Genomic DNA, 26,086 nt, shown 5'->3' with positions numbered 1-26,086 from the left:
TTCTCTTATGCCAAGCGACAGTCACAGTCGATTGTTTCAGCCGTCAAGGCAGTTCGTGATCTGATCGCTTGCGGTCGGCTTGCACGGTCTGCCTTCGACGGCGGATCGACAGAAAGGCAAGCCCATGACCGACAACAACTTCTTCCCGGAAGTACTCGATGTTGCCGACCTCCCTGCTGCAGCCATCGCAAGCCGCATTGCGGACATGCGTACTGGCGACGCAGTGGAACTCGTTAACGAACTCGATGCCGATGATGCGGTCGCCGTCATCGCTCAGCTCTCGCATGAAGATGCTATCCGCCTGCTCGACCAGCCGGAACTGCATCGCGCTACCGAAATCATCGCGACCCTCCCGCCCGGCCTCGCAAGTCTCTTGCTCGACGGCATGTCGGCGGACCGTGCAACAGACGTTTTTCAGGAACTGGAAGACGACGACCGTGCGCGCCTGTTTCCCATTCTCGCGCCTGAAACCAAGGTCGCACTGAAGAAGCTGATGGGCTATCCGCCGAATACGGCTGGTTCGCTCATGACCATCGAATTCATCGCTGTGCCTTCCAACTGGAATGTTGGCCAGACGCTGGAGCATATCCGCAAGGTCGAACGCACGCGCGAAACGGTTTATGCCATCTATGTCGTCGATCCGGTCAGCCGCGTTCTATTGGGCGTGGTCAGTTTGCGCCGCCTCATTATCCGCCAGCCGGACGAGCCGATCCTGTCTATTGCTCGCGATGATGAGCCGATCACCATTTCGCCGCTGGCAAGCCGTGAGGAAGTGGCGCGCCTGTTCCGCAAGCACGATCTTCTGGCCGTGCCTGTCGTGGACGAAAGCCGCCACATCATCGGCATTGTGACTGTCGACGACGTGCTCGATGCCATGACGGAAGAGGCAAGCGAGGACGCTTATCGTTTCGGCGGCATGGAGGCGCTGGACAGGCCTTATATGCGCATAGGATTCGGCGAGATGCTGAAGAAGCGCGCCGGCTGGCTCGGTATCCTTTTTCTCGGCGAGATGCTGACCGCGAGCGCCATGCAGCATTTCGAGCTGGAGTTGGAAAAGGCATTGGTGCTGACGCTGTTCATCCCGCTGATCATGTCTTCGGGTGGTAATTCCGGCTCGCAGGCAACGTCGCTGATCATCCGCGCGCTTGCCTTGCAGGAAATCAAGCTCAAGGACTGGTGGCGTGTTGCCCTGCGTGAATTGCCAACGGGACTGGCGCTCGGCAGTTTCCTCGGCATCATCGGTATCATACGCATTGCCATATGGCAGACGCTTGGCATCTACGACTATGGTGAACACTGGATTCTGGTGGCTGCAACCATCGGCATGGCGCTGGTTTGCATCGTGACGTTCGGATCGCTGACCGGGTCCATGCTGCCGTTTATCCTGCAAAGGCTCGGATTCGATCCGGCCAGCGCATCGGCGCCTTTCGTTGCCACTCTGGTCGATGTGACGGGCCTTGTGATCTATTTCAGCGTTGCGCTGGTGATCCTCTCCGGCACACTGTTGTAGGTCTGACTGACAAAAAACTGACAGATTGACGGTGTAAAAGCCCATTGAAAACTGGGCTTTTTGTCTTAAATACGGGGCAGTTTCGCGCTGCCCCTTTCAAAAATGCAAAAAAACCTGTAAGAGCGCCGCATTGTTTTTCCGCGCGGGTCATGTTGGCGCGGCTCCCAACTCATATAGAAGTGATCTCCATATGGAATTGCGTAATATCGCTATTATCGCACACGTCGATCATGGCAAAACAACACTGGTCGATGAACTCCTGAAGCAGTCCGGCTCGTTCCGCGACAACCAGCGCGTTGCAGAACGCATGATGGATTCCAACGACATCGAAAAGGAACGCGGGATCACCATTCTCGCGAAGGCCACTTCAGTTGTCTGGAAAAACACGCGCATAAACATCGTCGACACGCCTGGCCACGCCGATTTCGGCGGCGAAGTCGAGCGTATCCTGTCGATGGTGGACGGCGCTATCGTTCTCGTTGACGCTGCTGAAGGCCCGATGCCGCAGACGAAGTTCGTCGTTGGCAAGGCGCTGAAGGTTGGTCTTCGTCCGATCGTTGCGATCAACAAGATCGACCGTCCCGATGGCCGTCATGAAGAGGTCATCAATGAAGTGTTCGACCTCTTCGCCAATCTCGACGCGACCGACGAACAGCTCGACTTCCCGATCCTTTACGGTTCAGGCCGCAACGGCTGGATGGCGCTGAACCCAGAAGGTCCGCAGGACGAAGGTCTGGCTCCGCTTTTCGATCTGGTTCTCAAGCACGTTCCGGCGCCGAAGGTTGCCGAAGGTCCGTTCAGCATGATCGGCACGATCCTTGAAGCCGATCCATTCCTCGGCCGCATCATCACCGGTCGTATTCATTCGGGCTCGATCAAGTCGAACCAGGCCGTCAAGGTTCTGGGTCAGGACGGTACGCTGCTCGAAACCGGCCGTATTTCCAAGATCCTTGCTTTCCGGGGTATCGAGCGCCAGGCCATTGACGAAGCACAGGCAGGCGACATCGTTGCAATTGCCGGTCTCTCCAAGGGCACCGTCGCCGACACGTTCTGCGATCCATCGGTAAGTGTTCCGCTTGAAGCGCAGCCAATCGATCCTCCGACCGTGACCATGTCCTTCATCGTCAATGACAGTCCATATGCGGGCACCGAAGGCGACAAGGTGACGAGCCGCGTTATCCGTGACCGTCTGCTCAAGGAAGCTGAAGGCAACGTTGCACTCAAAATCGAGGAATCGAACGAAAAGGATTCGTTCTTCGTTTCTGGTCGTGGTGAATTGCAGCTTGCAGTTCTGATCGAAAACATGCGCCGCGAAGGCTTTGAGCTTGGCGTTTCGCGTCCGCGCGTCGTCATGAAAGACGGCGAGAACGGCGAAAAGCTGGAGCCGGTGGAAGAAGTCGTCATCGACGTCGATGAAGAATATTCCGGCACGGTTGTGCAGAAGATGTCCGAGCGCAAGGCCGAGATGGTCGAACTGCGCCCTTCGGGCGGTAATCGCGTCCGTATGGTTTTCTATGCGCCGACCCGTGGTCTCATCGGCTATCAGTCGGAGCTTCTGACCGATACGCGCGGCACGGCGATCATGAACCGCCTGTTCCATGATTATCAGCCTTACAAGGGTGAAATCTCGGGCCGTAACAATGGCGTTCTGATTTCCAACGATCAGGGCGAGTCTGTTGCTTACGCGCTCTTCAATCTCGAAGATCGCGGCCCGATGATTATCGACGCAGGCGTCAAGGTTTATCAGGGTATGCTGATTGGCATCCACTCGCGCGACAACGACCTTGAAGTCAACGTCCTGAAGGGCAAGAAGCTCACGAACGTTCGCGCTTCGGGCAAGGATGAAGCCGTGAAGCTGACGCCACCGATCAAGATGACGCTGGAACGCGCTCTGTCGTGGATTCAGGACGACGAGCTGGTTGAAGTGACGCCGAAGTCGATCCGCCTTCGCAAGCTCTACCTCGATCCGAATGAGCGCAAGCGCTTCGAAAAGAGCGGCAAGTCAAGCGCTGCATAAGTTCGACAGCATAAAAGGAAACGGCGCCTTCGGGCGCCGTTTTTGTTTGTATGCTTATCGCTCGCCGCGACGATAGGGCTGCATCAGCGCCTGCGGGACACGTGCGCGGCGCGCCATGACGATCAGCGCCACAATCGACATGATGTAAGGGATCATCAGGAAAAGCTGGTAAGGCACGACCTTGCCGTAGACCGTCTGCAGGCGTAGCTGGAACGCGTCGAACAGCGCAAATAGAAGCGCGCCCAGAAGTGCGCGGGCAGGATTCCACGAGGCGAAGACGACAAGCGCGATACAGACCCAGCCGCGCCCCTGCATCATCGTCGGGAAGAACGAGTTGAAGGCGGAGAGCGTGAGGAATGCACCGCCGACAGCCATAAGCGCGCTGCCGAACATGATCGTGAAGATGCGCATGCGGATCGGATTGATGCCCTGCGCTTCGGCGGCATGCGGGTTTTCGCCCGTCATACGGATGGCAAGGCCAAGCGGTGTGCGAAAGAGCACGTAACCGAGCAGCAGCGCCAGTGGAATGGCGATCCATGTCAGCGCCGTCTGCGTGCCAAGCACCTGCCCGATAAACGGAATATCCGCAAGCCAGGACGGATTGACCGGCTGGAATGGTGTGATCGTCGGCGGGGTTGAGGAAAGCGGCACCAGTAGCCTGAACAGGAAATAGCTGAGGCTCGACGCGAAAAGCGTAATGCCGAGGCCGACTACGTGCTGCGACAAGCCAAGCGGCACGGTAAGCGCTGCATGCAGTAGGCCGAACAAGGCGCCGGATGCTGCTGCTGCAAGCACGCCCACCCAAAGGTCAGCCCCGTTAAAGACCGTCAGCCAGCCGATCATCGCGCCGAAGGTCATGATGCCTTCTATGCCGAGATTGAGCACGCCCGCACGCTCGCAATAAAGCGCGCCGAGCGTACCGAAGATCAGCGGCGTTGCAATGCGCAGGACCGAAACCCAGAGGCCTGCGGACAGCAGGATATCCATCAACTCGTTCATCGGGCGATCCTGTATTGGGTGAAGAACAGAGCAACCAGCATGGTCAGAAGTGACAGCGCCACGGTAACATCGGCGATGAAGCTTGGAATGCCGATGGCGCGGCTCATACCGTCGGCCCCGACAAACATGGCGGCTGCAAAAAGTGCCGAGAAGATCGCGCCAATGGGATTAAGATTGGCCAGCATGGCGACGATGATGCCGGAATAGCCGAAGCCGGGCGAAAGATCGGTTGTGACATAGCCTTTTACACCCATGACCTGTATCGCACCTGCGAGGCCTGCAAGGCCACCGGAAATGCAGGCGACTTTCACCAGCGTCTTGCCAAGCGGAACGCCTGCAAAGCGCGCGGCTTGCGGATTAAGACCTGCAGCCTTGGTTTCAAGCCCAAACACGGTGCGCTTTTGCACATAGGCGAGGATGAGAGCCAGAGCGATGGCGATGATGATACCGATATGCAGTCGCATACCAGCCATGATTTTTGGCAGCACCGCCGCATCCGGCACCGGCTCGGATTGCGGCCAGCCAAAAGCGAGAGGGTCTTTCATCGGCCCTTCGATCATCATCGAGACGATGAGCACCGCAACGAAGTTCAAAAGCAGCGTCGTCACCACTTCATCGACACCGAAGCGCAGGCGAAGGCCGAGCGGAATAAGCAGGAAAATCATGCCTGCAATCGCACCGACGATGAGCAGCAGTGGAATAAGTATGGGAGCCGGAAGCTGCAATTGCGTGCCACAGGCGACGACCGCGAGAGCCCCCATATAGAACTGGCCTTCGGCACCGATATTCCAGAGTTTTGAGCGAAAGGCGACGGCAGCGGCAAGGCCGGTCAGCATCAGCGGCGTTGCGCGGGTGAGCGTTTCGGTGATTGAGAGTTTGTTGCCGAAAGCACCAATGGCGATCTGGCGGAAGGATTCGAGAACCGGCGCACCGGCGGCGGCTATCAGCAGTCCGGCAAGCACGAAGGCGGTCAGGACGGCGAGAACCGGCGCGGTTGCTACCAGCGCCATGGGCCGTGTTTCGCGTCGTTCAATACGCATCAGTTCAGCCCCTTCGTGGTATTTGTCTGCCACTCGCCAGCCATCATCAGGCCCAGCCGTTGTGCATCGGCTTCTTCCGCGTCGATGGGCGGCGATAGCCTGCCTTTGACGATGGCCTGAACCCGGTCGGCAAGGCCGATAATTTCATCGAGGTCTTCCGAGATCAGCAGTACGGCAGCTCCCTTGGCGCGTGCTTCCAAAATGCGGGCATGGATGGCCGCGACGGCACCTTCGTCGAGGCCACGCGTCGGCTGTGCCGCGATCAGGATACGCGGGGCGGTTTCCAGATTACGACCCAGAATGAGCTTCTGCATATTCCCGCCGGAAAGCAGGCGAATGCGGCTATCAGGCGTGCCGCCGCGCACATCGAAATCCTTGATGATGTGGTCGGTAAATTCCCGCGCAGCCGTCCGGTTGACCAGAAGACCATTGGAGAACTGCGGATCACGCACGCGTTCCAGTACAGCATTTTCCCAAAGTGTCAGGTCACCGATTGCGCCTTCCGCATTGCGATCTTCCGGAATACGGCCAACACCTTCCGCCACAAACTGGCGCGGGTCGAATTTGGTGACGGTCTGCCCGAACATGACAAGTTCGCCGTTTGCCGGTTGGCTGAGGCCGGAAACGAGACGTCCAAGCGCTGCCTGCCCATTCCCTGACACGCCAATGATGCCCAGCGTTTCGCCAGCGCGGAGGTGAAAGTCGAGATCGCTGAGGCGGGTTGCGCCATCTTCCACGACCGTTACATTCTTCGCTTCCAGCAAGGTTTCGCCGGGCGTGGCCGCAGCGCGCGAAGGGCGCGAAACGCGACGGCCGACCATCAGTTCGGCGAGTTCCTCTTTCGAGGTTTCGGAAGCCTTGCGCTCCGCCACAACCTTGCCGCCGCGCAGGACGACAACGCGGTCGGCTGCCGACATGACTTCATGCAGCTTGTGCGAGATGAAGATCAGCGACAGGCCCTGACGCGCCATCTCTTTCAGTGTAGCGAACAGGTTTTCGGCTTCCTGCGTGGTCAGAACGGCGGTCGGCTCGTCGAGGATCAGAATGTCGGCGTCGTTATAAAGCGCTTTCAGGATTTCAACGCGCTGTTGTTCGCCGACAGAAAGATCGCCAAGCCGTGCATCGGGATCGACCTGCAGGCCGAAGCGTCCGGCGATGTCGGCAATCTTGGTGCGCGCGGGTCCATGTGCCGATTTAAGCTTCCAGAGGCTTTCAGTGCCGGTGATGATATTTTCAAGCACTGTGAGGTTGGGCGCGAGCGTGAAATGCTGGTGCACCATGCCTACGCCCGCATCAATGGCAGCGCGGGGCTTGCCTTGCGGGATTTCCTCGCCCTTGACGAAGACGCGGCCTTCATCCGGCACATAATGGCCGAACAGGATGTTCATCAGCGTGGTTTTGCCTGCACCATTCTCGCCAAGAAAAGCGAGGATTTCGCCGCGCTCAAGCTTCAGCGAAATAGTGTCATTGGCGGTAAGCTGGCCAAATCGCTTGGTGATGTTCTGTAGTTCAAGAACGGTCGTCGTCATATGTTCAACCCCGCAACGGGAAATCTATGCTGCCAGCGCTGATCCTCCTCCAGACGCTGGCCAAGGTTCAAAAGCAGCCGGTCAGCGCCCATTGGTGCAACGAGCTGCAAGGCGACCGGCATGTCGTTAGCGTCGGTTCCAAAGGGAAGCGAGAGTGCCGGGAAACCGGAAATATTGGCAAGTGCTGCATAAGGCGCGAAGGCATTCATCTTCTGCCAATGCGCATCCACGTCGCCGTGATCCATCGGAAAGGAACCGAGCGGCATCGGCCCGCGCGACAGCATCGGCGTTATCAATACGTCGATGTCGCGGAAAATCTGCCACAACATATGTGCGGCGCTGACGGCTCCGTTCATGGCGCGATAAAGCGCGGTCGCTTCCATGCGCCGCCCGCGCTCCGCAACCACACGGGTAAGCGGTTCAAGCCTGTCTTCGTCAAGGGCCAGAAAATCGATTGCAGCAGCGAGATTGACGGAAATGATGCGGTCGAACGCGCGCGCGCTGGAAGCGATCAGCGGGCTGAATTCCGAAGCGGGGATTTCGCGAATTGCGTGCCCCTGCGCTTCAAGGAAACGTGCTGCATCTGCCACAACCTGCAAACATTCTGATGTGATTGGATAGTTTGCAAGATCGCCCGTCACGATGCCCACACGAAGGCGGTTCGGCAAATCACCTGTCTGCATTGCTGGGTCGGGCAGAAAGCCTTCCGTGTTGCCTTCGACAAGCGGTAGAAGCGCTTTTGCGTCGCGCACGGAACGACAAAGTGCAAATTCGCTCGCAATGCCTGCAAGATAATTGCCGAAATGTGGACCCGCTGGCATGGCGCCCCGGCTTGGTTTCAGACCGACGAGTCCACAGGTTGCAGCGGGCACACGAATGGAACCGCCAGCGTCGGTGGCGTGCGCAATTGCGACGATCCCGGCTGCGACGGCTGCTGCCGCTCCGCCGGATGACCCGCCGGGTGAAAGCGTTTCATCGAAGGGATGGCGTGCAGGCGGTGCTCCCGCTGGCTCGCTCGCAAGCGCCAGACCGAATTCGGGTACGGTGGTGGTGCCGAAGAAATTTAGCCCGGCTGCACGCAACCGGCGGCTGAGTTCGGAATCCATCTGCGATGAGGCATTGAGGAATGCCTGCGAGCCGAGCCGGATCGGCAGGCCGGCATAGGGGCCGCCCAGATCCTTGAACAGGGAAGGCACGCCAGCAAATACCGCCCTGGATGGCGCGGCATCGAATGCAATGGCGCCGGCACGGCCCAGATCGCGATCGACATGTGCAATGGCGCCCATAGGGCGCCATTTTTCTGCAGCGTCAAGAGCGGCGTTCATGGCTTCTTCTGCCGTAAGGATTCCTTCCGCAATCGCCTGCGCGAGCGCGGTTGCATCCTGCCGGTTCATGTCGATTGCCACGGAATATCTGCCCGTTTTACTTTGGTTCGGCCGGGTTCGGCTTGTACTCGAACTTGCCTTCCTTCAGTTCCACACGACGGGCTTCCATCTTGGCTTCTGCTTCGGCAGGGGCAATGCCCTTGACGTAGATGATGTCGTTGCCGCCTTCCTTCATCAGGCTGAATGGCGTGTAATCCTTGCCGGTTGCCTGGCTGGCCTTCACGTCGGCGATAGCCGCATTGAGGATCGGGCGGAAATTCCAGATCGCATTGGCAAAGACCGTATCGGGGTAGCGCGGCGTATAGTCGATCAGCGAGCCGATGGCCTTGATGCCGCGTTCCTTGGCGGCGTCTGCCGTACCGATACGCTCGCCGAACAGGATGTCCGCGCCAGAGTCGATCTGGGCAAGACCGGCTTCACGTGCTTTCGGCGGGTCGAAGAAAGTGCCGATGAACGACGCGATAAACTTCGCGTCAGGCCGGGTTTCCTTCACGCCGTCCTGAAAGGCATTGATGAGCATATTGACTTCCGGGATCGGCACGGCACCGACCGAGCCGAAGGTGCCGGACTTGCTCATCGCGCCTGCCAGCATGCCTGCGAGATAAGCAGCCTCGAAGTTCCAGGTGCCGAAAACACCGAAATTATCGCCTTGCGGCTTGCCGGAGGAGCCCATGACGAAAGCCGTCTTCGGATAATCGCCTGCCACCTGGCGCGCTTCGCGTTCGACGGCATAGGATTCGCCGACGATCAGCTTGATGCCCTGTTCGGCATATTCGCGCATGGCGCGGGGATAGTCGCTCGCCGAAACGCCTTCGGAGAAGACATATTCGATGACGCCTTCGTCATTGGCCTGCTTCAGTGCATCGTGGAGACGCGAATTCCACGCGTTTTCGACTGGCGAGGCGTGGATGCCTGCTACTTTCAGCTTTTCATCGGCAGCGAAGACCCGGGTGGTCATTGCCGATGCGCCCAGTGCTGCAGACATTGCGAGAATGTCGCGACGGGTAAAGTTCGGTGTTTTGATGATTTTTGTCATTTGGTCAGGGACCCCTCATGTGTGTTTTCGGCGCGTGGGTGCGCGCAGCCGGTTGCTTCGTTTTGACGTGCGGATTTCATGAGCAACGATTTCCATCATTGCCCAAACCACCTTTAATTCAAGAAGATTCTAAAGCTGGCCGACTGGCGCGTAGTCAGCCCCGTCAACCGAAGACGGACGGCCTTCGAGGTTAATGCGGCTTATGCGCTGCGGGGTTTCGGCAATGACCTTGCCGCGCTTCACGACCTTGAGACGGTTTGCCTTCAGCCGCAGCGCTTCAATCGGGTCGCGTGCCTGCAGTACCACGAAGTCGGCATTGCAGCCTTTTGCAAGGCCATAGCCTTCAAGGCCCAGCGCCTTGGCGGAATTGACGGTGAGCGCGTCGAAAACCTGTTTCTTGCCTTCGATGGAGGTCATCTGTGCGACATGGATCGCCATGTGGCCGACTTCCAGCATGTCGCCGGAACCCATCGAGTACCAGGGGTCCATCACGCAGTCATGGCCGAACGCGACATTGATGCCAGCAGCCATCAGTTCCGGCACGCGCGTCATGCCGCGACGCTTCGGATAGGTATCGGCGCGGCCCTGAAGCGTGATGTTGATGAGCGGGTTCGGAATGGCATTCATCTTTGCTTCCGCAATCAGCGGAATAAGCTTCGAGACGTAATAATTATCCATGGAATGCATGGAGGTCAGGTGTGAGCCGGAAACGCGACCCTGCAAGCCGAAGCGCATTGTCTGCGCTGCCAGCGTTTCGACATGGCGCGACATTGGATCGTCGCTTTCGTCGCAATGGATATCGACCGGCAGGCCGCGTTCGGCGGCAATGCGGCACAGTTCTTCCAGCGAGGCTGCGCCATCGGCCATGGTGCGCTCAAAATGCGGGATGCCGCCGACGACGTCGAGACCCATATCGAGCGAGCGGTTGACGAGATCGACCGCGCCCGGCGAACGGTAATAGCCATCCTGCGGAAAGGCTACCAGTTGCAGGTCGATATAGGGTTTCACCTTCTCGCGCACTTCGATCATCGCTTCAGCGGTGAAGAGGCGCGGGTCGCTGACATCGACATGGCTGCGAATGGCGAGCAACCCTTGCGAAACGGCCAGATCGCAATAACGCAGCGCGCGCTCGACCATGGCTTCAACGGTCAGTATCGGCTTTAGTTCGCCCCACAGCGCGATACCTTCAAGAAGGGTACCGGAACGGTTGAGGCGCGGCAGGCCGAGCGACAGGGTGGCATCCATGTGGAAATGCGGATCGACGAAAGGTGGGGTTACGAGCCGGTCGGTTGCATCGATTTCCTGAGCCGCCTGATGCTCACCCTTGGACGGCACGATATCGGCAATCTTGCCGTCCTTGACCAAAATGTCCTGCTTCTCGCGACCGTCGGGGAGATTGGCGTTTCTCACGATCAAATCGAACATTGGCGGGACCTTTCATCTGGATATGCAAGAACAGAGCCCAAAAAGAAGGGCTCATTTTCCAATTGCCTTATACCCTATATCTGGTGGGCGCAATGCCGGGGGAAGGTGGAAGGGGTCGTCATCCTCAATGGAAAATGCTAGGCCCTGAAATCATCTTTGCAGGATTGCCATGTTCACGATTAGTCGCGTCGAAACCTTTAGTCAGGAGATCAGGAAAAGTCGGTTTCTGGCTATTGCCGCGCCTGTCGCGAGTGAGCAGGCGGCGAAGGATTTTTTGAGCGAGCATTCCGATCTGTCGGCGAGTCATAATTGCTGGGCCTGGCGCATAGGACAGAATTATCGTTTCAGCGATGACGGAGAGCCAAGCGGAACGGCAGGAAAGCCGATCCTGCAGGCAATCGATGGCCAGCAACTGGACAATATTGCAGTCGTGGTCACGCGCTGGTTCGGCGGTATTTTGCTGGGCAGCGGCGGCCTGATGCGCGCTTATGGCGGCACGGCTGCAACCTGTCTGCGACAGGCGGAGAAAACAGAAGTTATTCCGCTGGTCGGATTTCAGTTTGCCTGCGATTTTTCAGATCATGCGCTGCTGAAAGCCCGTCTGACAGCGGTGGAAAACCTTGCCATCGCGCAAAAGAACTTCACCGGCACCGGCGTGGAGATCGCGGGCACCATGCCCATTGCCATGCGGGATGAACTATCCCGCCTCGTTACCGATCTGACGCGCGGCAAGACGATTATCGCATTTGATGACTAGATCGTACCGCTCGTATATTGCTGGCGCTTGTTCTCATACATCAGCAGGTCGGCGCGCTTGGCGACAGTTTCCAGCTTTTCGCCTGGCATGCTGGTTGCAGAGCCGATGGAAAGATTGAGCTTGAGCTGGGAATAATACTGGTTGTTGATATCGACCAGTCGCTGAATGTCCTCGACCATGGCTTCCGCACCGCGCTCATCCACATAAGGCAGCACAACCGCGAATTCGTCGCCACCGATGCGAGCCGCGTGCCCCGGCTGCTTCACGGCTTCATTCAGCACTTCGCCAATGCGCCGCAGCAATCCATCGCCTGTCGCATGACCCCATTGGTCATTGGCGGCCTTGAGGCCGTTGAGATCGATGATGATGACCGAAACGGGCGTATGGGCCTTCCGTTCAAGCCGGTTCAGCTCATCGACATAATAGGCGCGATTGTGAAGCTTGGTCAGTACGTCATGTTTGCCCAGATATTCCAGATACGCTTCGGCCTTCTTGCGCGCGGTGATGTCGGTAAGCGCGATCTGCACCAGTGACCAGTCCGTTTCATGCCCCGGCAGAACCGAGAGCTGCAGAAGAACATGCCGCTCGGAGCCGTCGAGTGCATAGTTCACCACTTCGCGTCGCTGGAACAAGACACCGTTCCACAGATCGATCAACTGTTCGCGGAACGATGATTCCATTTCGTCCTTGAAGACGAGCGGCAGGTTCTGCAGCAGCGCCTTCTTGTCAGGCGCAAGGAAGAGGGCAGTCGTCTCGGTGTTGATTTCAAGAACCCGGATTTCGCTCATGCACTGACGCACGAATTCCGGATGCACGTCGGTAAACACTCGAAAATCAACGATGCCGCGCTGACGCACATCGTCCATCAGTTGTTTGATGCGGCTGAAATCCTCAACCCAGAGCGAGACCGGCGAATGCTCGAAAAGTCCCTGCGCGTGCTGCTTGTGCCGGTCCTCTTCGCGGCGGGCATTTTCGCGTGCGGTCACATCTTCGATGGAAAGCAGAACGCGCTCCCAGGTGTGCTCATAGCCGGGCAGCACGACACCCTTGAGCTGAATATCCAGCCGCTTGCCGCCGAGCGAATAGTTGATAGTGTCGCTTGAGAAAGCATTACCGCCGTTCCATAGCTGTACCATCTCGTCGATATGCGGGTCCAGCATGTCGTCGCGAAACACGCGTTCGAGATTGTCGATCAGATGACTGACGCTGTCCGCCTCGAAAAGCGAAAGCGTCTTGCGATTAACCTTCAGGACCCGGATATGGCTGGTGCAGATGCGCAGCCGGGTTGTGTCTTCGTGCAGGAATGCCCGAAGATCGGTAATGCCAAGCGCACGCCATTCTTCGAACTGCTTGCGCAGGCCGCTATAATCCTCAAGCCACAGGGAAATTGGCGCAAGGTCAAAAATATTGGCGCTGTCGCTCAAGGCAGACTCGATATTCATGGATTTCCCGCTCTACCATTGGCTTCCCGCATTCCCCATTCAGGATATGCGTCCAAACCGGATTCGCTTTTCCCATCGGGAAAAGCCGCGATGGATTGTTGGGAGCGCGTTATATTACGAGAAGCTTGGATAAACTAGAGGTTTTATTGTTTAAAAACTTCGCTTTTATGTAAGGCGAAAAAGGGCAGCTCCTTATGAGAGCCGCCCCTTTTATATGTCGGCAGCAATCAGTTCTCGACCGGCAGACGGTGGCGAACCAGCGTAGTCCAGTAGGAGCACCCCCAGGCAATGACTTCGTCGTTGAAGTCATATTTGGGATGATGGAGATTGGCGCTCGGGCCATTGCCGATATTGATCATTGCGCCTGGCACCTCGTTCAGCATGAAGGCAAAATCTTCACCGCCGAGTGTCGCCGGCATGTCGCGCGTCACACGGTTGGCGCCCGCAACGGCGTCGGCTGCGATTGCGGCCAGTTCGGTTTCGCGCTCGTGATTGACGGTGACCGGATAGCTGCGCTGATAATCGAGCGTGGCCTTGGCCCCGAAAGCATCGGCTATGCCCTGCACGGCGCGGGTCAGCTTTTGCTCGATATGGTCACGCACTTCCTCGCGAAGCGTACGGACAGTTCCGGTCAGCCGGATTTTCTGCGGAATGACGTTGAAGGCATCGCCACCCTGAATGGTGGTGATCGAAATCACTGCGGAATCCAGCGGGTCGATGGTGCGCGCCGTTAGAGTCTGGATCGCCTGAATGAGCGCTGCCGTGACGGGAATGGGGTCGATGGTCTGGTGCGGCGAAGCGGCATGTCCGCCAACGCCCTCAATGGTGATGTCGAGAACATCAACCGATCCCATGATCGGGCCGGAATTGATGGTGAAATGCCCGACTGCGAGGTTTGGCCGGTTGTGCATGCCGTAAACTTCATTGACCGGCCAGCGCTTGAACAGACCGTCGTCGATCATCGCCTTGGCGCCTGCACCACCTTCCTCGGCAGGCTGGAAAATCACGATGACTGTGCCGTCGAAGGCGCGGCTTTGCGCCAGTTCGCGGGCAGCACCCAGAAGCATCGTCGTGTGACCGTCATGGCCGCAGGCATGCATCTGGCCTGGCACTTTTGACGACCATTCAGCGCCGGTTTCTTCGAGGATCGGCAGTGCATCCATGTCGGCGCGCAGGCCGATGGCACGACCCGAGCGGTTCGACTGACCACGAATGACGCCGACGACGCCGGTGCGTCCGATGCCGGCCACGACCTCATCGACGCCAGCAGCACGCAGTGCTTCGGCGACTTTTTCCGCCGTCCGGTTTACATCGTAAAGCAGCTCGGGGTTTTCGTGCAAGTCACGGCGGAACGCGACGAGTTCGTCAAGCTGGTTCGACGTCCAGTTTTCAACCGGCATGTCAGGCTCCTTTTGTGTTGTCTTCAGTCTTGTCGAGGCGGTAGCGGAAATCGCAGTGGCTTGCGCCCTTCATGATGGTCTGCGTGCGTTCCAGCTTCATTTCGGGATTGTAGCCGATGCAGAAATCGCCATCGCGATTGCAGGAAAGCAGGTGACCGATATGGCCAAGGCCCATCTCGCGGTACATTTCCGAATAGCGGCAGCGCGTAACGTTGAAATCGAAATGATCTTCGCCCTGCGAAATCACGTCGATCTCCAGCGCGTTTTCCTTCGTCCAAAGCGGCTGGATATCGGCAAAGTCCTGTATCGTCGGCGTGTGGCCCAGCTCGTCGGCAAAGCTCTTGCCCTGTTCGATGGCCGAACGGCTGACTGCTTCGCCGATTGCTGCCTGCGCTTCTTCCTCACCGGAACGTTCACGAATAACTTCGTAAACATTCTTGAGAACCAGCGCTTCGATGCGGCGACGTTCGAGAATTGACATTTGATTCATGGACCTGACCTTTCACATGAACGTTAGATGAGATGCGTTAGGGATTTGGCTCGGAGAGATCCTTGCGCCGAAGCCATGCGAGATAAAAAGGAGCAATCTTGCGCGCGACTTTATGAAAAGGTAGTGGTGCCGGTTCCGAGACGGGCAGGGCAAGCTCCTGTACCGACTCGCCGTCCAGCGCGCGCGCGAATTCCCGGCCTAGCGATGTGCCCAGAGCGACCCCACGCCCGTTGCAGCCGATCCACGCCCAGCCATTGGGGCCGAGCTGATGAACGCGGGGAAAGCGATCCCATGTCATGCCGATATAACCGCTCCACACATGGGTGATTTCCGGCTCGCCAAGTGCAGGGAAAGCTTCCGCCATGTTGCGCGCCGTCTTGCGCTTGACGCGTTCGGCAATGTTGAAATCGCCCATCACCACGCCGCCGGTAATAAGCCGGTTGCGGGCATCGTAGCGGAAGAAGCGCAGGTCGCCGCGTGTATCGGATACGGCCTGCCTTCCGGGCAAAATCGTTGCGCGCAGATTGTCACTGACTGGCGCGGTTGCCATCTGCCACGAGAGTACCGGCACGATGGTGCGGGCGAGGCGTGGGGCAAGCCCCTCGCGCAGCTCGCCGGTATAGGCATTGGTTGCCAGCAGAAAGCCCTTGGCGCGCACCGTGGCGCTGGCGGTCTTGACCTCCCAGTGGTCGCCCACCTGGGCATAGGAGATGACCGGGCTTTGCTCGTGAATGATCGCGCCGTGGCGTTCGGCAGCGGCTGCAAGCCCGCGCGCGAAAGCCAGCGGGTTGATATGGCCTCCGGTCGGGTTGAACATGCCGCCATACCAGAAATCGCTCCCCAACAGCCGCGATGTGGCGGCGCGGTCGAAAAACTCTGCCGGGAAGCCGAAGCGTTTCCATGCATCCACACGGGTTTGCGAAAGCTTCACCCGGCCCGGCGAATGGGCGGGCTGGAACCAGCCGTTCTGCTCGGCCTCGGCCTCGATGTTTTCATCGCGCACGATGGAAAACAGAATGTCGGCACTATTGCCGATCAGTCTGGCAAAACGTTCACCCGATGCGCCATAGCGTTTGGCGATTGCATCGGGCTCGGCGGAAGTCATGGTCGGTATGACCTGTCCATTGTTGCGCCCGGACGCACCCCAGCCGACGGCATTGCCTTCCAGCAGGATGACACGCTTGCCGCGTTTTGCCAGATGGAGTGCTGCCGAAAGCCCCGTAAAACCCCCACCGACAATGGCGACATCGGCTTCCGCGTCATTGGTCAGCGGCTTTGCAGGTGTGCGGGCAGGGGCGGTGGCAGCCCAGATGGAGGGTGGAAATTCTATGTTCTGCATGGCTTCACGCATTTTCCAAACGAGGCGGTGTCCAGCCCTTGCCGGGAATGGAGGCAAGCAGGCGCTGTGTATATTCATGTTGCGGGTTGGCGAAGACTTGCGCCGTCAGACCGGTTTCGGCGATCTCGCCCTTCGACATGACGATGATGCGGTCGCAGAGCTGGGCTGCCACACGCAAATCGTGCGTTACGAAAAGCAGCGACAGGTTGAGCCGTTCGCGGAGGTCGGCAAGAAGACGTAGAACCTGCGCCTGCACGGAGACATCGAGCGCGGAGACCGGTTCATCCGCGACGATGATGCGCGGCTCCAGAGCCAGCGCGCGGGCGATGCCGATGCGCTGGCGCTGCCCACCGGAAAACTCGTGCGGAAAGCGGTCGGCGGCAGCGGGCGAAAGCTCGACCAGCTCCAGCAATTCGCGTGCTTTCGCATGGGCCTGTTCCTTCGGCACGCCATGGACGATAGGTCCCTGTGCAATCAGGTCCACGACGCGGCGGCGCGGGTTGAGCGAGGCCATCGGGTCCTGAAAGACCATCTGGATGTCCTTGCGCATGGCCCGCACTTCCCGTGGGCTGGCGCTCAGAAAATCCCTGCCATTCACATCGACCTTGCCGCTATCGGCTTCCAGCAGACGGGTGATGATGCGCGAAACAGTTGTCTTGCCGGAGCCGCTTTCGCCGACGACGCCCAGCGTTTCGCCCTGACGCAATTCGAATGAAAGGTCCTTCACGGCCGGAACGGCACTTCTTTTACCGGTGAGCAAACCGCCGCGCGCCTTGAAGGTTTTGCGTAAAGCGCTGGCCTTGAGAATGACCGGCTGGGCATCCACCGATGGCTTGGGTTCGGGCGGAGTGAGGGCTGGAACCGATGCAATCAGCGCCTTTGTGTAAGCGTGCTGCGGATGGTTCAGCACTTCGTTTGCCGGGCCTTCCTCAACCAGTTCGCCAAGCCGCAGCACGGCCACGCGGTCGGCAATTTCCGCCACCACGCCGAAGTCATGCGTGATGAACAGAATGCCGGTATTGTGTTCGCGTTGCAGGTCGCGGATCAGTTTCAGGATTTGCGCCTGCGTGGTCACGTCGAGCGCCGTGGTCGGCTCGTCGGCGATGATGAGGCGCGGTTTCAGGATCAGCGCCATGGCAATCATGACACGCTGGCGCTGACCGCCCGAAATCTGGTGCGGATAGGCGTTATAGGCGGATTCCGGGTCCGGAATTTTCACCTCTGCCAGCATGTCCAGCACGGCGGCACGGCGTTCCTTACGACCGAGCTTCGTGTGCAGGCGCAACACTTCATCGATCTGCCAGCCGACTGTCTTCTGCGGGTTGAGCGCTGTCATCGGTTCCTGAAAGATCATGCCGATGCGGTCGCCGCGCAGCTTCTTCATGTCGGCTTCGCTGAGCGAATAAAGATCGGTGCCTTCAAGCCTGATCGTGCCGTGGGTCACATGCACATGCGGTTCCGGCAGAAGGCGCATGATCGCGCCTGCCGAAAGCGATTTACCGGAGCCGCTTTCACCGACAAGGCAGACGATTTCACCGGGATTGATGGTGAGTGTGAGGTCCTGCAAGGCATAGGGACGGTCGGCGCCTTTGGGCAGCGCGATCTGCAGGTTTTTGATTTCAAGAACGGGTGCGGCGGTCATTATTTCTTCTGCCTCGGATTAAGCGCGTCGTTCAGTCCTTCGCCGAGTAGACTGAAGGAAAGAACGGTGAGCAGAATGGCGATGCCGGGAATGACCGAGCAGAACCAGTCGGTGCGCAGCACGGCGCGACCCTGGCCGATCATGTTGCCCCAGCTTGCATAGTTCGGATCGCCAAGTCCGAGGAAGGCGAGCGCGCTTTCCATCAGGATGGACGTGGCCATCACCACGGATGCGAAGACGATTACCGGCGGGAGGGCATTTGGCAGGATTTCGCGGAAGATGATCGACATGTTGCCGACGCCCAGATTGCGCGCCGCATCGATGAATTCGCGCTTGCGCAGCGCCAGAAATTCGGCGCGCACCATGCGGGCAGGCGCGGTCCATGAAACGATGCCGATGCAGATGATGATATTCTCGATGGAGGAACCGAAGATCGCCACCAGTGTCAGAAGCAGCACGAAGCTCGGAACGGTCTGGAAAGCCTCGGTTATGCGCATCAAAACGTCATCCACCCAGCCGCCATAATAGCCGGCAAGAGCGCCGATAATGATGCCGATCACGATGGAAATCAGGGTGGCCACCACGCCGATCAGCAGCGAAATGCGCGCACCATGGAAGATGCCTGCCATGATATCGCGGCCGAGCTGGTCGGTGCCAAGCGGCGTTGCAGCGTTGACGAATGGCCAGACGAGCGGATCGCCAGCACGCCGCAGCGGGTCGCCGGGCGTAATGACATCGGCCAGCAGCGCAATCAGGACCACGGCGATGAAGAGGATAAGGCCCAGCACGGCGGCGCGGTTACGGCTGAAGCGTTTCCACAGAATTTTCGTGCGGGAGACCTGCGGGCGGGTGAGGGAGAGGTCCTGGGAGGTCATGACAGTTCGATCCTGGAATCAAGCCGCGCATAGATGAGATCGGTGATGAAATTCACGATCACCACCAGCACCGAGCACAGGAAGATGATGCCCATGAGCGTGTTGAGGTCGCGCTTGATCACGGAGGTGTAGGCGAGTTGGCCAAGGCCGGGCAGCGAGAAGATCGTCTCGATCACAACAGAGCCGCCAAGCACAGTTGAGAACTGCAGTCCGAGCAGCGTAACGACAGGCAGGAAGGCGTTGCGCATGATGTGATGAAACATCAGCCTTGCGCCGCTGGCACCCTTGGCGCGGGCTGTGCGGACATAATCGAGGTCGGCCACTTCCAGCACGCTGGTGCGCATCAGGCGCATGTAGAAGGCGAGATAGATGAGCGAAAGCGCCGTTGTCGGCATAACAAGGTGGACGGCAATATCCCAGACATTCTTCCAGCCGGTATAAAACCCGGCAATCGTCTTGTAACCGCCAACCGGCAGCCAGCCGAGCTTGACGGAAAAGATGAACATCAAAATGAGGCTGAGGAAGAAGCTCGGCATGGCGTAGAAGACGAGACCGAGTGTGGAGATGACATTGTCGGTCAGCGAATAAGCCTTGCGCGCAGCGAAAGCCCCGAGCGTGATGCCAAAAATGAACGCCACCGACAGGGACGAAACCATCAGCAGGAGCGTTGGCACGAGGCGGGCCATCAGCACGTCCAGCACAGGCAGCTCATAGACATAGGACCAGCCAAAATCGAACCGTGCCAGCTTGGTCATGTAAATCCAGAGCTGCGTCCAGACTGGCTGATCGAGGCCGTATTCGGCGCGCAGATTGGCGACGAATTGCGGGTCTGCGCCACCCATGTCGCCAACAAGCGCGTCAACCGTGTCGCCGGGCGCAAGCTTGATCAGCAGGAACGCCCCGATCATGATGAGAAGAATGACGGGGATCGCCTGCAAGATGCGCCGCAGCGCAAAAGTCAGGATCGGGGGCAGGGGCATTGCGGATTATCCTGCAAGATATTCATTTCAGCATTCAGGGAAGAGAGGAACCGCTGCCGGAGAGCCCGGCAGCGGTTGTGTATCGCTTATTGGTCGATCCAGAGGTCGTACCAGCTCGATGAATCCCAGCGCGGCGTGTTGTGGTGGTTCTTGAGAACCTTGTTGGTCACGCCGACGAACGGATGTTCGATGGCGAAGATGACCGGCAGGTCCTTCATCTCAAGCTGCTGGATCTGGTGATAGAGATCGGCGCGCTTGGCCGGGTCGAGCTCGCTCGCAGCCTTGTCGATCAGGCTGTCCATTTCGTCGGACTTGTAGTCAAACTGGTTGGACCATGCTGTGCCGACAGGAGCGCCGGAGCGCAGCCAGACGGTGGTGGAGACAGCCGGATCGGAGCGGAACTGATGCCAGCCGCTTGCCGTGTCGAAGTCGTGATCGCGGTAGACGCCGTTCAGGAAGCCCGGCGCATCATTGGTCAGGATTTCGACGTCGATGCCGACTTCCTTCATCGCCTGAGCATAATACTCGGCCCAGAGCTGCGTATATTCACCCCATGGTGCCGGGCGATGGCGCAGCTTGAAGCGGATGCCGTCCGGACCAGCCGGATAACCGGCTTCATCGAGCAGCTTCTTGGCCTTTTCAACATCATACGGGTAAGTCTGGACCTGATCCGTATAGTTGGCACCGCCGGCGCTCGGGATCGGACCACGGCCCGGCTTGGCATAGCCGCGCATGATCGTCTTGATAGCGAAATCGATGTCGAGCGCGTGATAGATCGCCTGACGAACCTTGAGATTGGCAAGGATCGGATTGCGCAGGTTGAACTCGATGGTCGAGTGCGCGACGTTGTTTTCGAAGCCCTTGGTGCCGGTGTCGAAGCGGCCATCCTTCTGGAGGCGCTCGGTATCCGACATGGAAATGCCGTTGAAGGCGGTTTCCATCATTTCACCCGCTTCAAGCGCTGCGGCAGCAGCGGCCTTGTCCGGCATGAAGCGCCAGACCACGCGATCGAGATAAGGATATTCCTTGCCGCGCCAGTAGTCGTCATTACGCTCGGCAATGATGTGCTGGCCGCGCTCATATTCGACGAACTTGAACGGTCCCGTGCCCACCGGCGCGGCGTTGTACTTGTTCTTGAGAATATCCGTGCCTTCATAAAGATGCTTCGGCACCGGATGGCCGAGATCAGGCATGGCGGCGACGAGCAGTTCCAGCGGCATCGGCTTGGAATAGCGGAACACAGCCGTATGCGGATCGGTGCAGTCGACGGCTTCGAGATTGGCCTGAAGCGTGGTCGAATAGTTGAGGAGCTTCTTCCAGAGGTTCATGGCGCTGTACGAAACGTCATCGCAGGTGAAGGGCTGACCGTCATGCCAGCGCACATTCTCGCGCAGCTTGAAGGTGATGGCCTTGCCGTCTTCCGAGGACGACCAGCTTGTGGCCAGAACAGGCACATAGCCCTCATAGGTGCGGTCGATCAGAGGCTCCATGATGCGGCCCGTGATCTGATAGACGCCAGTGGAGGCGCGCAGAGCAGGGTTAAGCACACCCTGCTCGGTGTTCATATGGACGATGACAGTACCGCCGCGCTTTACGTCTTCGGCGTGCGAAGGCGCTGTCGCAAGCGAAAACGCCGCAAGAAACAGGCCAAGGCCAACTTTTTTGATATGCATTCTCTGTTCCCCTGAAGGACGTTGAGGGAGGGCTTTCGAGCCTCTTTTCCCGCACGTCCCAATATTGTTCAAGCCCCTGAAATCGCAACAAAATGCTACTTCAGGGGGTCTTTATTGTATGCAAGCATTGATATGCTAGAATCCGTGGCGATATTGTCAAGATAAACTAATATGTCTGGCAAAATTGGTAAAATTTCTCGACCAGCCTGCGTTAATAAGTGTCGATTTTCTACGACGGAGTTTGTTGATGAGCCAGAATTCCCCCGAGCAGAACGCAAATTCGGGCAAGAACGAGCGTGGTGCGGTCTGGATAACCGGTGCCGGGTCGGGCATCGGCGCTGCCATGGCACGACGGTTCGCGCGTGAAGGCTGGCGCGTCGCGCTGACGGGCCGCAAGGCGGATGCACTTGCAGCGATTGCCGAGGAGATCGTCTCCAATGGTGGCGAGGCGCAGATATTTCCGGCGGATGTTCTCGACCGGGAGGCAGTTGCCGCTACTGCCGGAGCTATCGTCGAATGGGCAGGTCGTCTTGATGTGCTCTGCAACAATGCCGGTCTCAATATTCCGCGCCGTAGCTGGGCGGATATTGATTTCGATTCATGGGACGATGTCATCGACATCAACATCAAGGGGGCGATCAATGTGATTGCCGCTGCCCTGACGCCTATGCGTACGCAGGGTGGTGGGTTGATGATCCATACATCGTCCTGGGCAGGACGGTTCTCGTCGCCCGGCGGCGGCGTCCCCTATGGTGCGTCCAAACATGCGCTCAACGATCTGAGCGCCAGCCTGAATGCGCAGGAAGGACCAAACGGCATCCGGTCGACGGTGCTATGCCCCGGTGAGGTGGCGACGCCGCTTCTGGCGCGTCGTCCGGGCTTCGATCTCTCTCGCATGGATGATGTCATCCAGCCCGAGGATATGGCTGAAACCGCGCTCTATGTTGCCAATATGAATCCCAAGGTTACGATCCACGAGATCGTTCTGGCTCCGACCAAGAAATAGAAAAGGAAGTTTTGTATGTCTCATCCGGTCAAAGGCGTCGATCATATTTTCCTGCTGGTCGGCGATCTGGAGAAAAGTGCCGAACAATATCGCCGTTTCGGATTTACGCTGAGCCCACGTGGCCTCCACAGCAAGGAAAAGGGTACCGGCAACTACACCATCATGTTTCCGGAAGATTATTTCGAGCTGCTCGGCATCGTCGCCGAGACGCCGGGCAATCTGCATCAGCGTGAGAAACTGGCAGCGCAGGGCGAAGGCCTCCATGCCATTGCCTGCCGCATCGACAATGCGCGCGATGCCAAGGCGGAACTGGACGCACTTGGTATCAAGACAGGCGAGGTTGGTGCGTTTCAGCGTCCCGTAGAACTGCCGGGCGGTGGCGAGGGTGTCGCGGCTTTTGAAACTGTGTCTTTCGCGGAAAGTGAAGTGCCGCAAGGTATGGTCTTCATGTGCCAGCACAAGACCCGCGAAACGGTCTGGCTACCGGAACTGATCGAACATGCAAATGGTGCAAATGGCCTTTCCGCCATTGTTGCCATCTCATCCAATCCGGAAGCTGCTGCCAATGGTTTTGCCCGCCTGTACGCCAATGGCAAGGCAGAGGCACAGGATGGTGGCTGGAAGGTTTCGACAGGCTCACGTTCGGCAGACATATGGGTTGTGAGTGAGGAGAAAGCCGCTGCAATCTATCCCGGTGTGGATTTTGCCCGGATACCGGGCAAGGCTTTCGCCGTTCTGCGCATCCGGGTCGCTTCGCTGGATAAGGCGCGCGGCGTTCTCGATACCAACGGAATTTCCCACGTGAAGACATCTGCGGGCATCGCCGTGCTGCCGGAAAATGCCAGCGGCACGGTTCTGGAATTTTCCGAACAGTAAGAATTTGAACAGGCGGGGCTGTGAGGCCCCACTTTGCTAATCAGCGCGGAAAGCGCTGGTTTTCTTCCAGCACGTTCAGGTCCATGTGGTTGCGCATATAGCGCTCGGACGCCTTTTGCAGCGGCTGGTAGTCCCATGGATAATAGGCGCCGTTGCGCAATGCCGGATAAACGACGTGACGGCGCGCCTGACTGGCCCGGATATCGGCATCGTAGCGGTCCAGGTTCCAGCGCTTTTCCGCCTTGGCCAAAAGATCATCCAGAGCCGCTTTGAATTCCGGTTTTTCCGCCAGATTGTGCAGCTCGTCCGGATCGTCGGCAAGGTTGAACAATTGTGGCGGGTCGGCGCGGCAAAGGTTGAGCTTCCAGTCGCCATCACGCAGCGAGATCATCGGTGCTATGGTGCCCTCGGCGGCATATTCGACCGGAACCGGTCCGCGTTTGGCGGAACCTGATGCAATACCTGTCAGTGAAACGCCGTCGGTCCACGGCATGATGCCCTTGAGGTCGATCCCGGCAAGGTCGGCCAGTGTGGGTAAAACGTCGAGCGTCGAGACGGGCGCATCCACGCGGCCCGCCTGCAATTGCGGTGCGGCGATCATCAATGGCACGCGAGCAGAGCCATCGAAGAAGCTCATCTTGAACCACAGGCCGCGTTCGCCGAGCATATCGCCGTGATCGGAGGTGAAGACGACATTCGTGTCCTCCGCCATCCCGCAGCGTTCGATCACGTCAAGCAGGGTGCCGATCTTTTCATCCACATAGGAGATATTGGCGAAATAGGCTTGCCGTGCCGTGCGAACCTGTTCACGGGTCAGGTCGTAATCCTCTGACTTGCAGGCCCGCAACAGGCGTTCCGTATGCGGGTCGATCTCGCTTTCAGCCAGCGGCGCGATTTTGGGATCAAGTTCGGGAATGTCCGCATAGAGATCGAAGAAGCGCTTGCGCGCCACGTAGGGATCGTGCGGATGAGTGAAGCTGACTGTCAGGCACCATGGCCGCTCGTCGTGGCCGCGCGCAAGGTCGTAGAGCTTTGCTTCGGCCTGATAGGCAACCTCATCGTCATATTCGAGCTGATTGGTGATTTCGGCGGAACCCGCTCCGGTGATCGAACCGAGATTGTGATACCACCAGTCGATGCGCTCGCCGGGCTTGCGATAATCTGGCGTCCAGCCGAAATCGGCCGGATATATGTCGGTGGTGAGGCGCTGTTCGAAGCCGTGCAGTTGATCTGGCCCGACGAAGTGCATCTTGCCGGAAAGTGCTGTCTGGTAGCCGGCATTGCGAAGGTGATGCGCATAGGTCGGGATTTCAGACGAAAATTCTGCTGCATTGTCATAAACACCGGTCCGAAACGGCAACTGGCCCGACATGAACGACGCGCGCGCCGGTGCGCAAAGCGGGCTTGCCGTGTAGCAATTTGCAAAACGGATTGAGCGTTGGGCCAGTTTTCTCAGATTTGGGACATGCAGGAATTCGGCCGGGCCATCCGGGAAGAAGGTGCCGTTAAGTTGGTCGACCATGAGAACGAGGATATTCGGCTTTTTCATTGTGCAGGACCGTTGGCAAGTGTGGGAACGCGAAACGGCGGGCGCTGGAACGCCCGCCTTTTAAGTCTCGTTGTTAGCGGTCAGAGACCGAGGCTTGCCTTGACGGCTTCCGCGCCCGGTTCACCCTTGAAGGTGGTGACGCCCGCAAGCCACTTGTCGATCTGTTCCGGATGCGCCTTCAGCCATTCCTTGGCGGCTGCAGGGCCTTCCATGCCTTCATCCAGAATCTTGCCCATGAGCTCGTTCTCGATATCGACGGTGAAAGTGAGGTTCTTGAAGAACGTTGCGGCATTCGGGCACTGTGCGGCCCAGCCGGTGCGGCCAAGCGTGTAAACTTCCGCGCCGCCGAAATTCGGGCCGAAATAGTCATCGCCGCCCGCGAGATACTCGATCTTGAGCTTGTTGTTCATCGGATGCGGCGCCCAGGCCAGGAACACGACCCAAGCCTTGTCCTTGTTCTTGCGGTCCACCTGCGCGAGCATGGCCTGCTCGCTCGATTCCACCAGCTTCCAGCCGTCGAGCTTGAATTTCTGGTCCTCGATGATCTTCTGGATGTTCTGGTTGGCAGGGGCACCCGGCTCGATGCCGTAAATCTCCTTGCCGAATTTGTCTGCATGGGCGGCAAGGTCGGCAAAGTCCTTTACGCCTTCGCTTGCCACATAATCCGGGACGGCCAGCGTGAACTTCGCTCCTTCAAGGTTTTTGACGATGACTTCGGCGGCCTTCGCCTTGTCGAGATCGTCGCGGAACTTCTGCTGTGCGGGCATCCAGTTGCCGAGGAAGACGTCAAGATTACCGGTCTTGAGCGCCTCATAGCCGATCGGCACGGACATGGTTTTCACGTCGGGCTTATATCCGAGACCATCCAGCAGCACGCTGGCGACGGAGTTGGTGGAGGTGATGTCGGTCCAGCCCGGATCGGACAGCCGAATGGTTTCGCAAGCCGCGGGATCGGCAGCGGATGCCGTTCCCGAAAGCCCCGCCAGTGCCGTGAAAGCCAGTGCCGCAATCTTCAAATAGCCCATTTGATGACCCCTCTGATTAATTAAAACCGGTTATGTCTCGTATTCCTACTTTAAGGAGAACATCATTTAGGCTAAGGAAAAACCCATTCAT

General features: G+C 58.4%; 21 protein-coding genes. 5 read left to right on the top strand and 16 right to left on the bottom strand.

Features of this window, described 5'->3' with window-relative positions; all coding sequences use genetic code 11:
- Positions 1 to 124: 124 nt before the first annotated feature.
- Both mgtE and typA read left to right on the top strand, forming a co-directional pair.
- Positions 125 to 1,510 (top strand): magnesium transporter, encoded by a 1,386-nt coding sequence (mgtE, locus tag ACYSN1_RS16955; RefSeq protein WP_461726764.1) that lies wholly within the window; start codon positions 125 to 127, stop codon positions 1,508 to 1,510.
- A gap of 190 nt (positions 1,511 to 1,700) precedes the next feature.
- A complete protein-coding gene (gene typA / locus ACYSN1_RS16950) occupies positions 1,701 to 3,527 on the top strand; it encodes a translational GTPase TypA (protein WP_109987500.1) in 1,827 nt (608 codons plus the stop codon).
- Positions 3,528 to 3,581: 54 nt separating this feature from the next.
- Here typA and ACYSN1_RS16945 read toward each other — a convergent pair whose 3' ends face one another.
- The 6 genes from ACYSN1_RS16945 to ACYSN1_RS16920 form a co-directional block, all read right to left on the bottom strand.
- Positions 3,582 to 4,526 (bottom strand): ABC transporter permease, encoded by a 945-nt coding sequence (locus ACYSN1_RS16945; protein ID WP_461726763.1) that lies wholly within the window; start codon positions 4,524 to 4,526, stop codon positions 3,582 to 3,584.
- The gene (locus ACYSN1_RS16940) at positions 4,523 to 5,566 is read right to left on the bottom strand and encodes an ABC transporter permease (protein WP_461726762.1); all 1,044 of its coding nucleotides are present in this window, start codon (positions 5,564 to 5,566) and stop codon (positions 4,523 to 4,525) included. Before ACYSN1_RS16940 ends, ACYSN1_RS16945 begins: the two co-directional genes overlap by 4 nt.
- Entirely contained in the window at positions 5,566 to 7,095 is a 1,530-nt protein-coding gene (locus ACYSN1_RS16935; protein WP_461726761.1) for an ABC transporter ATP-binding protein, read from the bottom strand. Before ACYSN1_RS16935 ends, ACYSN1_RS16940 begins: the two co-directional genes overlap by 1 nt.
- On the bottom strand, positions 7,092 to 8,489 hold the full coding sequence (locus ACYSN1_RS16930; RefSeq protein ID WP_461726796.1) for an amidase: 1,398 nt from the start codon (positions 8,487 to 8,489) through the stop codon (positions 7,092 to 7,094). Before ACYSN1_RS16930 ends, ACYSN1_RS16935 begins: the two co-directional genes overlap by 4 nt.
- A 28-nt stretch (positions 8,490 to 8,517) precedes the next feature.
- On the bottom strand, positions 8,518 to 9,516 hold the full coding sequence (locus ACYSN1_RS16925) for a BMP family protein (RefSeq protein WP_461726760.1): 999 nt from the start codon (positions 9,514 to 9,516) through the stop codon (positions 8,518 to 8,520).
- Positions 9,517 to 9,645: 129 nt separating this feature from the next.
- On the bottom strand, positions 9,646 to 10,941 hold the full coding sequence (locus ACYSN1_RS16920; RefSeq protein WP_461726759.1) for an amidohydrolase family protein: 1,296 nt from the start codon (positions 10,939 to 10,941) through the stop codon (positions 9,646 to 9,648).
- A gap of 169 nt (positions 10,942 to 11,110) precedes the next feature.
- Between ACYSN1_RS16920 and ACYSN1_RS16915 the strand changes: the two genes are divergently transcribed.
- On the top strand, positions 11,111 to 11,698 hold the full coding sequence (locus ACYSN1_RS16915) for an IMPACT family protein (protein WP_461726758.1): 588 nt from the start codon (positions 11,111 to 11,113) through the stop codon (positions 11,696 to 11,698).
- On the opposite strand, the gene ACYSN1_RS16910 is transcribed toward ACYSN1_RS16915, so the two are convergent.
- The 8 genes from ACYSN1_RS16910 to ACYSN1_RS16875 all read right to left on the bottom strand — a co-directional run bounded on the left by ACYSN1_RS16910 (position 11,695) and on the right by ACYSN1_RS16875 (position 21,539).
- Entirely contained in the window at positions 11,695 to 13,140 is a 1,446-nt protein-coding gene (locus ACYSN1_RS16910) for a sensor domain-containing diguanylate cyclase (RefSeq protein WP_461726757.1), read from the bottom strand. The two genes, ACYSN1_RS16915 and ACYSN1_RS16910, sit on opposite strands and share 4 nt — an antisense overlap.
- A gap of 227 nt (positions 13,141 to 13,367) precedes the next feature.
- Positions 13,368 to 14,540 (bottom strand): M20 aminoacylase family protein, encoded by a 1,173-nt coding sequence (locus ACYSN1_RS16905; RefSeq protein ID WP_461726756.1) that lies wholly within the window; start codon positions 14,538 to 14,540, stop codon positions 13,368 to 13,370.
- A 1-nt stretch (position 14,541) separates the two neighbouring features.
- Positions 14,542 to 15,030 (bottom strand): L-2-amino-thiazoline-4-carboxylic acid hydrolase, encoded by a 489-nt coding sequence (locus ACYSN1_RS16900; RefSeq protein WP_461726755.1) that lies wholly within the window; start codon positions 15,028 to 15,030, stop codon positions 14,542 to 14,544.
- Between the two features lie 37 nt (positions 15,031 to 15,067).
- Positions 15,068 to 16,369: an NAD(P)/FAD-dependent oxidoreductase gene (locus tag ACYSN1_RS16895; RefSeq protein ID WP_461726754.1), complete on the bottom strand. Its 1,302-nt coding sequence runs from the start codon at positions 16,367 to 16,369 to the stop codon at positions 15,068 to 15,070.
- Between the two features lie 4 nt (positions 16,370 to 16,373).
- Complete coding sequence (locus ACYSN1_RS16890; protein ID WP_461726753.1) at positions 16,374 to 18,011, bottom strand: ABC transporter ATP-binding protein; 1,638 nt, start codon at positions 18,009 to 18,011, stop codon at positions 16,374 to 16,376.
- A complete protein-coding gene (locus tag ACYSN1_RS16885) occupies positions 18,011 to 18,886 on the bottom strand; it encodes an ABC transporter permease (RefSeq protein WP_461726752.1) in 876 nt (291 codons plus the stop codon). The genes ACYSN1_RS16890 and ACYSN1_RS16885 overlap by 1 nt, the downstream gene beginning before the upstream one ends.
- Positions 18,883 to 19,866, bottom strand: a complete 984-nt coding sequence (locus tag ACYSN1_RS16880) for an ABC transporter permease (RefSeq protein WP_461726751.1) — start codon at positions 19,864 to 19,866, stop codon at positions 18,883 to 18,885. Before ACYSN1_RS16880 ends, ACYSN1_RS16885 begins: the two co-directional genes overlap by 4 nt.
- Before the next feature lie 86 nt (positions 19,867 to 19,952).
- Entirely contained in the window at positions 19,953 to 21,539 is a 1,587-nt protein-coding gene (locus ACYSN1_RS16875) for an ABC transporter substrate-binding protein (RefSeq protein ID WP_461726750.1), read from the bottom strand.
- A 247-nt stretch (positions 21,540 to 21,786) separates the two neighbouring features.
- On the opposite strand from ACYSN1_RS16875, the gene ACYSN1_RS16870 reads away from it, so the two are divergent.
- Positions 21,787 to 22,545: an SDR family oxidoreductase gene (locus ACYSN1_RS16870; protein WP_461726749.1), complete on the top strand. Its 759-nt coding sequence runs from the start codon at positions 21,787 to 21,789 to the stop codon at positions 22,543 to 22,545.
- A 15-nt stretch (positions 22,546 to 22,560) separates the two neighbouring features.
- Entirely contained in the window at positions 22,561 to 23,421 is an 861-nt protein-coding gene (locus ACYSN1_RS16865; protein WP_461726748.1) for a VOC family protein, read from the top strand.
- A 40-nt stretch (positions 23,422 to 23,461) separates the two neighbouring features.
- Here the strand turns inward: ACYSN1_RS16865 and betC are convergent, their stop codons facing one another.
- Both betC and choX read right to left on the bottom strand, forming a co-directional pair.
- On the bottom strand, positions 23,462 to 24,970 hold the full coding sequence (gene betC / locus ACYSN1_RS16860) for a choline-sulfatase (RefSeq protein WP_461726747.1): 1,509 nt from the start codon (positions 24,968 to 24,970) through the stop codon (positions 23,462 to 23,464).
- 80 nt (positions 24,971 to 25,050) lie between these two features.
- Positions 25,051 to 25,995 carry a choline ABC transporter substrate-binding protein gene (gene choX, locus ACYSN1_RS16855; protein WP_461726746.1) on the bottom strand — a complete coding sequence of 315 codons (945 nt, stop codon included), beginning with the start codon at positions 25,993 to 25,995 and terminating at the stop codon, positions 25,051 to 25,053.
- Positions 25,996 to 26,086 lie beyond the last annotated feature (91 nt).

The sequence above is a fragment of the Brucella sp. LJL56 genome, assembly GCF_054871705.1.
Note: the sequence above shows the minus strand (reverse complement) of the source record. Positions and strands in the feature narration are given on the sequence as shown.

Coding starts and splice junctions, on each gene's coding strand:
- mgtE (WP_461726764.1), top strand. CDS start 125: ATGACCGACAACAACTTCTTCCCGGAAGTACTCGATGTTGCCGACCTC.
- typA (WP_109987500.1), top strand. CDS start 1,701: ATGGAATTGCGTAATATCGCTATTATCGCACACGTCGATCATGGCAAA.
- ACYSN1_RS16945 (WP_461726763.1), bottom strand. CDS start 4,526: ATGAACGAGTTGATGGATATCCTGCTGTCCGCAGGCCTCTGGGTTTCG.
- ACYSN1_RS16940 (WP_461726762.1), bottom strand. CDS start 5,566: ATGCGTATTGAACGACGCGAAACACGGCCCATGGCGCTGGTAGCAACC.
- ACYSN1_RS16935 (WP_461726761.1), bottom strand. CDS start 7,095: ATGACGACGACCGTTCTTGAACTACAGAACATCACCAAGCGATTTGGC.
- ACYSN1_RS16930 (WP_461726796.1), bottom strand. CDS start 8,489: ATGAACCGGCAGGATGCAACCGCGCTCGCGCAGGCGATTGCGGAAGGA.
- ACYSN1_RS16925 (WP_461726760.1), bottom strand. CDS start 9,516: ATGACAAAAATCATCAAAACACCGAACTTTACCCGTCGCGACATTCTC.
- ACYSN1_RS16920 (WP_461726759.1), bottom strand. CDS start 10,941: ATGTTCGATTTGATCGTGAGAAACGCCAATCTCCCCGACGGTCGCGAG.
- ACYSN1_RS16915 (WP_461726758.1), top strand. CDS start 11,111: ATGTTCACGATTAGTCGCGTCGAAACCTTTAGTCAGGAGATCAGGAAA.
- ACYSN1_RS16910 (WP_461726757.1), bottom strand. CDS start 13,140: ATGAATATCGAGTCTGCCTTGAGCGACAGCGCCAATATTTTTGACCTT.
- ACYSN1_RS16905 (WP_461726756.1), bottom strand. CDS start 14,540: ATGCCGGTTGAAAACTGGACGTCGAACCAGCTTGACGAACTCGTCGCG.
- ACYSN1_RS16900 (WP_461726755.1), bottom strand. CDS start 15,030: ATGAATCAAATGTCAATTCTCGAACGTCGCCGCATCGAAGCGCTGGTT.
- ACYSN1_RS16895 (WP_461726754.1), bottom strand. CDS start 16,369: ATGCAGAACATAGAATTTCCACCCTCCATCTGGGCTGCCACCGCCCCT.
- ACYSN1_RS16890 (WP_461726753.1), bottom strand. CDS start 18,011: ATGACCGCCGCACCCGTTCTTGAAATCAAAAACCTGCAGATCGCGCTG.
- ACYSN1_RS16885 (WP_461726752.1), bottom strand. CDS start 18,886: ATGACCTCCCAGGACCTCTCCCTCACCCGCCCGCAGGTCTCCCGCACG.
- ACYSN1_RS16880 (WP_461726751.1), bottom strand. CDS start 19,866: ATGCCCCTGCCCCCGATCCTGACTTTTGCGCTGCGGCGCATCTTGCAG.
- ACYSN1_RS16875 (WP_461726750.1), bottom strand. CDS start 21,539: ATGCATATCAAAAAAGTTGGCCTTGGCCTGTTTCTTGCGGCGTTTTCG.
- ACYSN1_RS16870 (WP_461726749.1), top strand. CDS start 21,787: ATGAGCCAGAATTCCCCCGAGCAGAACGCAAATTCGGGCAAGAACGAG.
- ACYSN1_RS16865 (WP_461726748.1), top strand. CDS start 22,561: ATGTCTCATCCGGTCAAAGGCGTCGATCATATTTTCCTGCTGGTCGGC.
- betC (WP_461726747.1), bottom strand. CDS start 24,970: ATGAAAAAGCCGAATATCCTCGTTCTCATGGTCGACCAACTTAACGGC.
- choX (WP_461726746.1), bottom strand. CDS start 25,995: ATGGGCTATTTGAAGATTGCGGCACTGGCTTTCACGGCACTGGCGGGG.